The organism is Pantoea sp. X-Soil-ISGK-355 (assembly GCF_059730805.1).
The window spans coordinates 332350-345044 of record NZ_AP035971.1; the positions used below are offsets into that span (position 1 = coordinate 332350).

Genomic DNA, 12695 nt, shown 5'->3' on the forward strand with positions numbered 1-12695 from the left:
CGTGTTTCAAAACGTTGATGCCTATGCGGGCGATCCGATTCTGTCGTTGATGGAAGCGTTCAAACAAGACCCACGTGAACACAAAGTTAACCTGAGCATCGGGCTCTATTACGACGAACAGAACATCATCCCGCAGCTGAAGGCTGTAGCGGCTGCTGAAGAGCAGCTTTATGCTGAGCCGCATCAGGCATCGCTCTATCTGCCAATGGAAGGGCTGAACAGCTACCGCAGTGCGATTGCACCGCTGCTGTTTGGTGCCGATCATCCGGTGTTAAAGGCGGGCCGTATTGCGTCGATTCAGACTCTTGGCGGTTCTGGCGCGTTGAAAGTGGGTGCGGATTTCCTTAAGCGCTACTTCCCGCAGTCTGCCGTCTGGGTCAGCGATCCGACCTGGGAAAACCACGTCGCGATTTTTAATGGCGCAGGTTTTGACGTCAATACCTATCCCTGGTATGACGCAGAAACTCACGGTGTGCGGTTTGATGCCTTTATCAGCACCCTGAAAACCCTGCCTGCGCAGAGCATCGTGTTGCTGCATCCCTGCTGTCATAACCCGACCGGCGCTGACCTGACGGATGCGCAGTGGGATCAGACCGTTGAGGTGCTGAAAGCACAGCAGCTGATTCCTTTCCTGGATATCGCCTATCAGGGCTTTGGTGCCGGTATGGAGCAGGATGCGTATGCACTGCGCGCGGTCGCCGCGGCGGGTCTGCCTGCGCTGGTCAGCAACTCCTTCTCCAAAATCTTCTCGCTCTATGGCGAGCGCGTAGGCGGTCTCTCTATCGTGTGCGACAGTGCCGAAGAGTCAGCACGTGTGCTGGGCCAGTTAAAAGCAACCGTTCGCCGTAACTACTCCAGCCCGCCGAATTTCGGTGCGCAGGTTGTCGCACGCGTCCTCAACGACGAGGCGCTGAAGGCCAGCTGGCTGGCTGAAGTGGAGGCGATGCGTCTGCGCATTCTCGCGATGCGCCAGTCGCTGGTGGACGTACTGAGCACCGCGCTGCCAGGTAAAAACTTCGACTATCTGCTGAAGCAGCGTGGCATGTTTAGTTATACCGGTCTGAGTGCGCAGCAGGTTGATCGCCTGCGTAACGAATTTGGCATCTATCTGGTGGGCAGCGGTCGCATGTGTGTGGCCGGTCTGAACAGCAAAAATGTGCATCAGGTAGCGGAAGCGTTTGCCGCCGTGATGTAACAGCAGCCAGGTTGTAAACAAGACCGCCAGCGTTTTCTCTGGCGGTTTTTTTATGGGTCAGGGTTTACCTTTCGGCGACATGCTGCACACTTAAACGGGATAACCGTTTCAGGAATAAGCTATGTGGCATCAACAAACTATTACGCTGAGCGCGAAGTCGCGTGGGTTTCATCTGGTCACCGATGAGATCGTCAACTCGCTCTCCGGACTGCGTGATATCAAAACCGGTCTGCTGCATCTGCTGTTGCAGCACACTTCGGCGTCGTTAACCTTAAATGAGAATTGCGACCCGACGGTGCGCAGCGACATGGAGCAGCATTTCATGCGGTACGTGCCCGAGAATGCGCCTTATCAGCACGATTACGAAGGGCGTGATGATATGCCGGCGCACATCAAATCGTCGATCTTAGGGGTTTCGTTGTTATTACCGGTTCAGCGGGGACGTCTGGTGCTGGGCACCTGGCAGGGGATCTGGCTGGGCGAGCATCGCATTGAGGGCGGTGCCAGGCGGATTGTCGCCACGTTACAAGGGGAATCGTAATGAATAACTCAGATTTACTGACCTATTGCATGAGCAAGCCGGGCGCGGAGCAGAGCGTCCACAGTGACTGGAAAGCTACGCAGATTAAAAGCAACGGCGTGCTGTTTGCGATGGTACATGAGGCGAAAGGGCGGCCCGCGGTCTCGCTGAAATCGACGCCTGCGCTGGCCGAATTACTGCGCGAAGAGCACAGCGATATTATTCCCAGCGAGCATCTGAATAAGTCTCACTGGAGCACGCTGTTCCTCGACGGTTCGCTGAAAGATTCGCAGATCTACTATCTGGTCGATGCCTCATACCAGCAGGCGGCTACCCGTTAAACGGCAATAAAAAACCCTCTTACCTGAGCAAGAGGGTTTCAGATCAAGCAGCTTACGCGGCAGACTGAGCGCGCAGCGTGTTGATATCGATAACAAAGCGATACTTCACATCGCTTTTGAGCATGCGCTCATAGGCTTCGTTGATCTGGTCCATCGCGATCAGCTCAATGTCTGACGTAATCCCGTGCTCGCCACAGAAATCGAGCATCTCCTGGGTTTCCGCGATGCCGCCAATCAGTGAACCGGCGATGCTGCGACGTTTAAAGATCAGGTTAAAGACCTGCGGTGCCGGATGGTCGTGCTCCGGTGCACCAACCAGCGTCATGTTGCCATCCAGTTTCAGCAGGGTGATGAACGGGTTGAGATCGTGCTGAGCCGCCACGGTGTTCAGGATGAAGTCAAAGCTGTTCGCGTGCTGCGCCATCTGCTCCGGATCTTTGGAGATCACGACTTCATCGGCACCCAGACGTTTGCCATCTTCAATTTTGGATGGCGAGGTGGTGAACAGCACCACATGCGCGCCCATGGCATGCGCAATCTTCACGCCCATATGGCCCAGGCCGCCTAAGCCTACGATACCCACTTTTTTGCCAGGACCGACATTCCAGTGACGCAGCGGCGAATAGGTGGTGATACCGGCACACAGCAGCGGTGCAACGCCCGCCAGCTCCAGGTTCTCGGGAATGCGCAGCACAAAGCTCTCATCAACCACCATCGACGTTGAGTAACCGCCGTAGGTAATAGCGCCGGTTTCGCGATCTTCGCCGTTATAGGTGCCGACAAAGCCGTTTTCGCAATACTGCTCCAGACCCTGCTGACAGCTTGGACAGCTGCGGCAGGAATCAACCATGCAGCCGACGCCAACCAGATCGCCGACTTTGTATTTCTGCGTCTGTGGACCAACAGCAGTCACGCGACCCACAATTTCATGACCCGGAACCACGGGAAAAATGGTGTTTTTCCACTCATTACGGGCCTGATGCAGGTCTGAGTGGCAAACGCCACAGAACAGCACCTCAAGCTGAACGTCATGGGCGCGCAGCTCACGCGGCTTAAAATCGAACGGTGCCAGTTTGGATTTTGCATCCTGAGCAGCATACGCATGCGTAATATTCATGGTGTCTCCAGTTTCGATGTGTCGTGAGTGTTTTTTGATGATGTGCAGCAGCGTGGATGTGCTGCGAAAACAGGGCGACGCCAGGGGCGTGCCAAAGAGGAACCGTTTAAGGATAGTCAGCGTAGTGAGAAGCGTATATGCCTATACATGTCTGAATCTTGCCTGATTCTGCATTTTTCTGGCTGAATCGGCAGGGGTAAAAAAAGGCCCGCACGCGGCGGGCCTGAAAGAATTACTTCTGTAACAGGGGCTTCAGGAAGCGCGCAGTGTGGGATTTCTCACACTCCGCCACGGTTTCTGGCGTACCAGCCACCAGGATTTCACCGCCGCCGCTGCCGCCTTCCGGACCGAGATCGACAATCCAGTCTGCGGTTTTGACCACATCAAGGTTGTGCTCAATTACCACGATGGTGTTGCCCTGATCGCGCAACTTATGCAGCACTTCCAGCAGCTGCTGGATATCGGCAAAGTGCAGGCCGGTGGTCGGCTCATCCAGAATGTAGAGCGTCTGACCCGTGCCACGCTTCGACAGCTCACGCGCCAGCTTCACACGCTGGGCTTCACCGCCGGACAGGGTGGTGGCGGACTGACCGAGGCGGATGTAGGTGAGACCTACATCGATCAGCGTCTGCAGCTTACGCGCCAGCGCTGGTACGGCATCGAAGAACTCACGGGCCTCTTCGATGGTCATCTCCAGCACTTCGTGGATGCTCTTGCCTTTGTACTTCACTTCCAGCGTTTCACGGTTATAGCGTTTGCCTTTGCACTGGTCACACGGCACATAAATGTCCGGCAGAAAGTGCATCTCGACTTTCAACACGCCATCGCCCTGACAGGCTTCACAGCGTCCGCCCCGCACGTTGAAGCTGAAGCGACCCGGATTGTAACCGCGCGAACGCGCTTCCGGCACGCCCGCAAAGAGTTCACGCACCGGGGTAAAGATACCGGTGTAGGTGGCCGGGTTGGAGCGCGGTGTACGACCAATCGGGCTCTGATCGATGTCGATCACTTTGTCGAAGTGCTCCAGGCCTGCCACGTCACGGTAAGGTGCCGGTTCGGCGATGGTCGCACCGTTCAGCGCCCGCTGAGCAATCGGGAACAGCGTATCGTTGATCAGGGTCGATTTACCTGAACCGGACACACCGGTAATACAGGTGAACAGTCCGACCGGCAGCGTCAGCGTGACATCCTTAAGGTTGTTGCCGCGTGCGCCGGTAATCTTCAGCACTTTGGCCGGATCGCCTTTGACGCGCTCCTCTGGCACCACAATGCCACGCTTGCCGCTCAGGAACTGGCCGGTCAGGGATTCTTCCTGCGCCATAATCTGATCAACGGTGCCTTCCGCGACGACCTGGCCGCCGTGTACGCCTGCACCCGGACCGATGTCGATCACATGGTCTGCGGCACGAATCGCATCTTCATCATGCTCAACCACGATCACGGTGTTACCGAGGTCGCGCAGATGAATCAGGGTGCCGAGCAGCCGTTCGTTGTCACGCTGGTGCAGGCCAATAGAAGGCTCATCCAGCACATACATCACACCGACCAGACCCGCACCGATCTGGCTGGCCAGACGGATACGCTGTGCTTCACCCCCGGACAGGGTCTCAGCGGAACGTGACATTGAGAGATAGTTCAGGCCGACGTTGACCAGGAAGCTCAGGCGATCGCCAATCTCTTTCAAAATTTTCTCGGCAATCTGCGCACGCTGGCCGCTGAGTTTCATGTTTTCAAAGAAGGACATCGCATGACCGATGCTCATCTCAGAGATAGTCGGCAGCGTGGTGTTCTCCACGAAGACGTGGCGCGCTTCACGACGCAGACGGGTGCCTTCACAGCTGGCACAGGCGCGGTTGCTGATAAACTTCGCCAGCTCTTCGCGAACCGCAGAGGATTCCGTCTCTTTATAGCGGCGTTCCATGTTATTGAGCACGCCTTCAAACGGATGACGGCGAACCGAGGTATCGCCGCGATCGTTGATGTACTTAAATTCGATGCTCTCTTTGCCTGACCCATACAGAATCACCTTCTGCACGTTGTCTGGCAGGCTGCCGAATGACGCTTCGATATCAAAATCGAGGTGTTCCGCCAGCGAACGCAGCATCTGGAAATAGTAAAAGTTACGGCGATCCCAGCCGCGGATAGCACCGCCCGCCAGCGAAAGTTCAGGATTCTGCACGACGCGGTCAGGATCAAAATATTGCTGTACGCCCAGGCCGTCACAGGTTGGACAGGCGCCCGCCGGGTTGTTAAACGAGAACAGACGCGGTTCCAGCTCACTCATGCTGTAACCGCAGATGGGGCAGGCGAAGTTAGCCGAGAAGAGCAGCTCTTCTGCGTCGCTGTCATCCATGTCCGCCACGATAGCCGTGCCGCCGGAAAGTTCCAGCGTGGTTTCAAACGACTCCGCCAGACGGGTTGCCAGGTCTTCACGCACTTTAAAGCGGTCAATCACCACTTCAATGGTGTGCTTCTTCTGCAGCTCAAGCTTTGGCGGATCGGAGAGGTCACACACTTCGCCATCAATACGCGCACGGATATAACCTTGCGTTGCCAGATTCTCCAGCGTTTTGGTGTGCTCACCCTTACGATCTTTCACTACCGGGGCCAGCAGCATCAGGCGACGACCTTCCGGCTGCGAGAGCACCTGATCCACCATCTGACTCACGGTCTGCGCCGCCAGCGGCACATCATGATCCGGACAACGCGGTTCGCCTACGCGGGCAAACAGCAGACGCAGATAATCGTGAATCTCAGTGATGGTTCCCACGGTCGAACGTGGGTTATGCGAGGTGGATTTCTGCTCAATGGAAATGGCGGGCGACAAACCTTCGATATGATCGACGTCCGGCTTCTCCATTAACGAAAGAAACTGGCGCGCATACGCAGAGAGCGACTCCACATAGCGGCGCTGACCTTCCGCATACAGCGTATCAAACGCCAGTGAGGATTTACCGGACCCTGACAGGCCGGTTACCACAATGAGTTTGTCGCGTGGGATGGTCAGGTTGATGTTTTTCAAATTATGGGTGCGGGCACCACGAACTTCGATCTTATCCATTCACCTTTCCCGGATTAGCTGCACTCACCGTGCCTTGCCGACACGGCCAGAATAAACGTGTCATTATGGCACAAAAAATAGACTGAATATATATCCAGTACTCTCAGGCCTGGAAGCGGAGAGGGATTAAAACTGGAACCCCGCTCGAAAGTGGGAAACAGTCCGCAGGACGTGTTAGAATTGAGAGATTAGACTGTATGCATTAACTCATCGGGAGACAGCAACATGGCCAGTCGTGGCGTTAACAAAGTGATTCTTGTCGGGAATCTGGGTCAGGATCCGGAAGTACGTTACATGCCAAATGGTGGCGCGGTTGCCAACATTACGCTGGCTACGTCGGAAAGCTGGCGCGACAAGCAGACCGGTGAAAACAAAGAGATCACTGAATGGCACCGTGTGGTGCTGTTTGGCAAACTGGCTGAAGTCGCAGGCGAATACCTGAAAAAAGGGTCGCAGGTCTACATCGAAGGTCAGCTGCGTACCCGTAAATGGCAGGATCAGGGCGGCCAGGAACGTTACACCACCGAAGTCGTGGTCAACGTTGGCGGCACTATGCAGATGCTGGGTGGCCGTCAGCAGGGCGGCAACGCGGGTGCACCAGCAGGTGGCGGCGCGCAGGGCGGTGGCAACAACAATGGTTGGGGTCAGCCGCAGCAGCCGCAGGGTAACAACAATCAGTTCAGTGGTGGCGCGCAGTCCCGTCCACAGCAGCCACAGAGCGCGCCGGCCAGCAGCAACAACGAACCACCAATGGATTTCGACGACGATATTCCATTCTGATTCTGTTGATCAGAGAGTGTAAAAAAGCCCGCTTATGCGGGCTTTTTTATGTGCGGCTTTCGCAGGCGGTTACGACCATTCCGCCACAATCTCGTCTGTGCGCAGCACACGCGGCACGTTGCCGGGAATCGACAATGAGGACCAGACCTCATTGTGCTGGTTTATCAACGCTTCAGCGCTGACCCAGTGACGATCGGCGGTGGTGTGCGCATCCGCAGCAACCGTAATGGCATAACCTGCACTGGCACCCACTTTTATGGTGGTATCCAGACAGTAGTCAGTGGCACAACCGCACACCACAAACTCTTCCACCGCCAGCTTCTTTAACAGTGCGGCCAGCTCAGTCTGCCAGAAGCTGTCGCAAGCGGTTTTTGTCACGTAATATGCGCCAGCAGGCTGAATCAGTTCCGGCAGCAGATTAAAAGCTTCATTTCCCTCGCACATCGCGCCTTCGCGGTGCTGGATAAAAATGGTGATATCGGCGCGTTCAGTCAGTCGGTTAATCTGCGCCACCCGACCCGCCTGGTCGAAGCGCGGCGAGATGAAGACCCCATTCTGCATATCGATAATCACTGCCACACGCTGTGCCATGCTTAACCCCATCCGTCTGAAAAAAGCAGTGTTACCCGCGGCGTTGCAGATAGCAATCTTTTGCATTTTAGCCCCGGTCGCAGGCATGCTTAGCAGACTGGTTAAATAAGGAGAGAGAAGTGGACGGTGTTCCGGCAAGTTTCCCCTGTGAGAAAGATCGCGCCCGGTTCCGGCAACTCGCAGAGCTGCCGGGTGTGGAACTCTATCAGGCCCACATCTCCCGCTATGCCTTTGAACCTCATACCCATGAAGCCTTTGGGATCGGCACCATTGAAGCGGGCGCACAGCGCTTTCGCTATCGCGGCACCGAATATACTGCGCCGGAGAACTCACTGGTCATGATGAACCCGGATGAGCTGCACACGGGTGAGTCAGCGTGCGAAGAGGGCTGGCGCTATCAGATGATCTACATTCAGCCGCAGCTGATGGATGAACTGACCGGCGACCGCGGCTGGTGGTTTAACGAGGCGCTGCTGACCGATCCGCGCGTGGCGCAGCCGCTCTCCCGCACGCTTGCCGCACTCTGGCAGGCAGAGTCTGAACTGGCGCGCCAGAGCCTGATTGCTGAGCTGCTGCTGCAAATCCGTCCGCTGGCGCGTATGTCCTCACAGCGCAGACCCGATGCCCGGCATCGTTTTGATCAGGTCAGAGATTTTTTGCGCGCAAACCTTGCAGAACCGGTGCGGCTGGAGGAGCTGGCCGCATTGGCTTCACTGTCGCCGTGGCACTTCTTACGTGCTTTTCGCCAGCACTATCACGTTACGCCGCATCAGATGCTGATGGCTTTCCGGCTCTATGACGCCAAGCAAAGGCTGGCGCAAGGTGAGGCGGCCGCCAGCGTCGCGGCGGCGGTTGGATTGACCGATCAGGCTCATCTCACCCGCGCCTTTGCTCACCGTTATGGCATTACGCCGGGCCGCTATCAAAAGCAGGTTCGCCAGCCCTGATAACACCGCAATCTGCTACAAGCATTTCCCGCCGGAACCCGCCACACTCTGCCAAAAGTCTGTATAAGGAAGAAATCATGTTTGCGGGAATTATGTTTGCCGTCACCGCCGGGTTGCTGTGGGGGCTGATCTTTGTCGGGCCGCTGCTGGTGCCGGACTATCCTGGCGCCCTGCAATCGGCGGGACGTTACGTGGCGTTTGGGCTGATTGCGCTGCCGCTGGCCTGGCACAGCCGTCGTCGGCTGCGTCAGCTGTCACGCGCTGACTGGCTTGAGGCCGTGAAGCTCTCGTTGGTGGGAAACCTCTTCTACTATGCGTTTCTGGCGAACGCCATTCAGCGTACCGGCGGGCCGGTCTCCACCATGATTATCGGCACGCTGCCGGTGGTGATCGCCGTCACGGCTAACCTCTGTTATGGCCATCTTGAAGGACGGCTGCCGTGGCGGCGGCTGTTCCCGGCACTGGTCATGATGGCGGCTGGCTTGCTCTGCGTGAACGCAGCGGAGCTGCAGAGCCAGGGCGCCACGCTGGATCTCAGTCGTTATCTGACCGGTATCGTGCTGGCACTGTTGGCGGTAATCTGCTGGACCTGGTATCCGCTGCGTAATGCCCGCTGGCTGCGCACGCATCCTGAACTGCGCCCCTCAACCTGGGCTACCGCGCAGGGGCTGGTGACGCTGCCGATGGCACTGATCCTGTACGCGCTGGTCAGCGTTCAGCTCGCCTGGCAGCAGCCCGATTTTTCGCTGCCGTTCGGGCCGCGTCCCACGGTATTCATCGCATTGATGCTGACGATTGGCCTGCTCTGCTCCTGGCTTGGCACCTTATGCTGGAATGCTGCCAGCCAGCGTCTGCCCACCGTACTGATGGGGCCGCTGATCGTTTTCGAGATACTCTTTGGCCTGTTATGGACTTTTCTCTGGTATCAACGCTGGCCGCCGCAGCTCACCCTGACAGGCATTGTTTGTCTGATGGCGGGTGTGATCTGGGCAATGCGCATCAAACCGCACCCGCAGGTAGTTACGATTAAAGAGTAAACCGTAAAACTCACCTGAATGCCTTTACCGCGCGGACAACACACCGCGCGGCTTTTTAAGATTAAACCCTATCCTGATTTGCTCGCTCTTCGGCAGATTTATACCGCGAAATCGATTTCATGGTTCCGCACTGTTGTCCGGTATTCTCCGATAACCTCATTCATCCTTCCTTTGTCAGTAAAAAAACGGTCCTTTCTGGCACCTGAAAGTTGTCTGTTTCAGCTCTGGCAACCTTTCACTGGTCAGATATCGGTCATTAATCAGGAAAAATAGCGCAGCATTATGGACGTTACGCTTTTATCCGCTGCTGTTTATTGCGTTAGGGTCCTGAGAAAAGGGGACTAAAAACCACCATTAACTTCACTCAGTGATAAATGAGTAAGAGAATTCCGCCGCTGCGTTATTAATTAAAGATTAATCTCTGGCATCAATGATGTGCAATGGAGAGAGTGAAAAGATAGACCCATAACGTTAGTGATAAGGAGCAATAAACTATTTAACCCGGATTAATCCTGGAGAAAGTTAATGCAATAAAGCCATCATCGGGAATTAAAGCGCAACCGCAAAATTTGAGTCAGGGCCACCATTAACTCAAATGTACGTTGATTATTGTTTGTGCGATGTTTAAAGCGGCTTAATGGTGTTGAGAGGATTTAGTTCCGACGATTAGCAGGGCTAAACTAAAAAAGGGAAGGCCCAATCCCGCATAAAGGGGATTGGGAGGGGAAGATAAGGCGTGGAATGCGAGACTTTTGCTGTTGTGAATCAATTTTACCGCAAAAAAAGAAGCTTAGCTGTGAAGCCATTCATTAGTTATAAATGGAGCGGAAAAGGGGGCCGCAATTGTCCTGTTAAATGATCTTCATCTCTTCTGGTAAGAACAAATCTCAGCGTTAAGTCTAAAAAGCGCGGTAGCATTAGGTTTAGCGATTCTCCGTGCCTGACGGATAGTGGTATACGCTGCGGCTGATATCTAATAAGCGGCAGCTGCGACGGGTGCCAATGTCAAAGGTGGTCTGCAGGAAATCTACAGCCTGTCGTTTTTCATTAGTCGTAAAGAAGTGCTTCAGAACGCTCTGCAGCATCTCTTTGTCCGAGTTGAGCGTCTGCAGTTCACGTGTGACATTCTGCAGTTTTTCTTCCAGCTCCTTGATTTTTCTGCCTTCTTCCGAAGACAACCCAGAAAACTTCTTTTTCCAGCTATAGAACGTGGCTTCAGAGATGCCTAACTCTTCACAAATCTCTCTGACTTTCACGCCCGATTCAGAAGCTTTAATGGCATTTGTGATTTGATCTTCGCTGTATCGTGACTTTCTCATAAATGCTCTTACCTTTCTTATCGATTAATGGATGAGAATGACTTTAATAATTTCTGGCACTGTAAGATTTTATTAAGGCAGTATTAAAGTGCGCGAATTGAATTGCGAAGCCTAAATTAAGATATTTAGAAGAAATATCATCATGGGATAAATCTTATTTTATTCTTATCCGGGGAGCGTGCCTTCCTGGAGGCGGGTTTTTGTTATAAATTCATCGCATCCAAAATACGAAAAAATTCTACGTACACTGGATATTTAGCTTCGCCGACTTGATTAATATGCCGGTATAGCTCTTTAAGGTTGTTTTATTTTCAGCCTGAAATCGTTTCCATTTGAAGTGATTCGCGCCATTTATAATAAGAATTATCCTGAATTCACTCTCCGGATCATGATTTACATCTCAATTTTCGGACCAGCTTGGTCTGAAGTCATACATTTTCGCCAGGCCCACTGAGCGCTTATTAATTCGTTACAGGGATGTTGTACCGAAGCGGTTGTAGTTGAGTAATACTAAGGAAGAGTCGATGAAATTGAGCGTAATGTCTAATGCCGCCTGGATGATGTCTGAGAAGATCATCTCCGTTTTTGGCGTCATTTTTGTGACGTCTTACGTGGCTAAATCCTTTGGTCCAACGGTGTTTGGCCAGATGGCGTTTTCTACTTCACTTTTTGCAATGGTGCAAACCGTCGCAATCTTTGGCACCGAAACTATTCTGTTTAAGCGCGTCAGCAAAAATGCGTCGAAAGGTCTTCGACTGATGACCATCGCCCGTACGCTGCGCATGGTGCTATTGCTGGTCACTTCGGTGCCAGTCTTAATTTGGGTCTGGTACAACATGCAGGAAAACTTCCTGGCGTTTGCACTGGCCTCATTTGTTGCCTCGGTTTTTGTCACCCAGGACACCTTCAGCGTTTATAACAACGCGCGTCTTGCCTCGCGTCTTAACACTATCGCTAACGCTGTGGGCATGCTGCTGAGTTTCGGCATCAGCTTTACCGTGGCCTGGCTGCGTCTTAATCCGCTCTGGCTGACGCTGTCGATTGTTGCCGTGACACTGGTGCCTTACCTGATCAAGCGTCACAACTTCTATCAGGACCACCAGGATCAGATGCCACCGCGCGAAAAGCGCACCGCCTATCTGCGCTATCTGATGTATGCCGGTCTGCCGCTGGCGATCTCCAGCATCTTTATCTCGGTGCAGGTCAAAGCGGCGCAGATGTTTCTGGCAGGCACGGCGCCTGCGCGCGACCTCGGTCTCTTTGCGGCGGCGAATACTATTTCCGCCTCCTGGATTTTTATCCCGGTTGCGCTTATCACCTCCTGCTTCACTGAAATCTTCAGGGAGCGCGGCGAGGTCGCCATTAAGCTGGCTGCCCGGCTCAATGGCTACGTTATGGCGGTTTCATTGCTGATGCTGCTTGTCATTTCGCTTTACGGCGAGCAAATCATCATCGCGTTGTACGGACCGGAATACACACAGTCAGGAAGTCTCATTACGTTGCTGTCGATAGCGACCAGCTTTTCGGCAATGGGGACCGTAGCGTATCGCTACATGGTCAAAGAGGGAGGATTTAACTACTTGCTGAGGAAAATCATCTGCCTGATGGTCATCAGTCTGCCGCTCTCCTGGTGGTTGATCCAGGGTCACGGCATCATGGGGGCCGCGTGGAGCGTTTTCCTTTCAGAACTTTTGTCCCTGACCGTAATGAATTACTTCTTTAAAAACGGCGTCATTCAAAAGATTCAGGTTTCCTCACTCAACTACAAAACATACAAATGAGGTCAG

11 protein-coding genes are annotated in these 12695 nt (G+C 54.1%); 7 read left to right on the forward strand and 4 right to left on the reverse strand.

What is annotated here, in order from left to right; genetic code table 11:
* Position 1: 1 nt before the first annotated feature.
* From AC6I8J_RS01430 to AC6I8J_RS01440, 3 genes are all read left to right on the forward strand, one after another.
* Entirely contained in the window at positions 2 to 1195 is a 1194-nt protein-coding gene (locus tag AC6I8J_RS01430) for an amino acid aminotransferase (protein ID WP_161733616.1), read from the forward strand.
* 121 nt (positions 1196 to 1316) lie between these two features.
* Entirely contained in the window at positions 1317 to 1736 is a 420-nt protein-coding gene (locus AC6I8J_RS01435) for a secondary thiamine-phosphate synthase enzyme YjbQ (RefSeq protein ID WP_161733533.1), read from the forward strand.
* Positions 1736 to 2056 (forward strand): MmcQ/YjbR family DNA-binding protein, encoded by a 321-nt coding sequence (locus AC6I8J_RS01440; RefSeq protein ID WP_161733535.1) that lies wholly within the window; start codon positions 1736 to 1738, stop codon positions 2054 to 2056. Before AC6I8J_RS01435 ends, AC6I8J_RS01440 begins: the two co-directional genes overlap by 1 nt.
* A gap of 52 nt (positions 2057 to 2108) precedes the next feature.
* On the opposite strand, the gene AC6I8J_RS01445 is transcribed toward AC6I8J_RS01440, so the two are convergent.
* Entirely contained in the window at positions 2109 to 3173 is a 1065-nt protein-coding gene (locus tag AC6I8J_RS01445; protein WP_161733537.1) for an NAD(P)-dependent alcohol dehydrogenase, read from the reverse strand.
* Positions 3174 to 3405: 232 nt separating this feature from the next.
* Positions 3406 to 6234, reverse strand: coding sequence for an excinuclease ABC subunit UvrA (gene uvrA / locus AC6I8J_RS01450; RefSeq protein ID WP_161733539.1), 2829 nt, complete (start codon positions 6232 to 6234; stop codon positions 3406 to 3408).
* Positions 6235 to 6459: 225 nt separating this feature from the next.
* On the opposite strand from uvrA, the gene ssb1 reads away from it, so the two are divergent.
* Positions 6460 to 7014 (forward strand): single-stranded DNA-binding protein SSB1, encoded by a 555-nt coding sequence (gene ssb1 / locus AC6I8J_RS01455; RefSeq protein WP_161733541.1) that lies wholly within the window; start codon positions 6460 to 6462, stop codon positions 7012 to 7014.
* Positions 7015 to 7083: 69 nt separating this feature from the next.
* Here ssb1 and AC6I8J_RS01460 read toward each other — a convergent pair whose 3' ends face one another.
* Positions 7084 to 7605 (reverse strand): isochorismatase family protein, encoded by a 522-nt coding sequence (locus AC6I8J_RS01460; RefSeq protein ID WP_260059107.1) that lies wholly within the window; start codon positions 7603 to 7605, stop codon positions 7084 to 7086.
* A 119-nt stretch (positions 7606 to 7724) separates the two neighbouring features.
* Here AC6I8J_RS01460 and AC6I8J_RS01465 point away from each other — a divergent pair, with 119 nt between their 5' ends.
* Both AC6I8J_RS01465 and AC6I8J_RS01470 read left to right on the forward strand, forming a co-directional pair.
* Positions 7725 to 8552 (forward strand): AraC family transcriptional regulator, encoded by an 828-nt coding sequence (locus AC6I8J_RS01465; protein WP_260059106.1) that lies wholly within the window; start codon positions 7725 to 7727, stop codon positions 8550 to 8552.
* A gap of 77 nt (positions 8553 to 8629) precedes the next feature.
* Positions 8630 to 9589, forward strand: a complete 960-nt coding sequence (locus AC6I8J_RS01470) for a DMT family transporter (RefSeq protein WP_161733548.1) — start codon at positions 8630 to 8632, stop codon at positions 9587 to 9589.
* 923 nt (positions 9590 to 10512) lie between these two features.
* Here AC6I8J_RS01470 and AC6I8J_RS01475 read toward each other — a convergent pair.
* Positions 10513 to 10908 (reverse strand): transposase, encoded by a 396-nt coding sequence (locus AC6I8J_RS01475; protein ID WP_013359793.1) that lies wholly within the window; start codon positions 10906 to 10908, stop codon positions 10513 to 10515.
* A 524-nt stretch (positions 10909 to 11432) separates the two neighbouring features.
* On the opposite strand from AC6I8J_RS01475, the gene AC6I8J_RS01480 reads away from it, so the two are divergent.
* Complete coding sequence (locus AC6I8J_RS01480) at positions 11433 to 12689, forward strand: oligosaccharide flippase family protein (protein ID WP_013359794.1); 1257 nt, start codon at positions 11433 to 11435, stop codon at positions 12687 to 12689.
* Positions 12690 to 12695 lie beyond the last annotated feature (6 nt).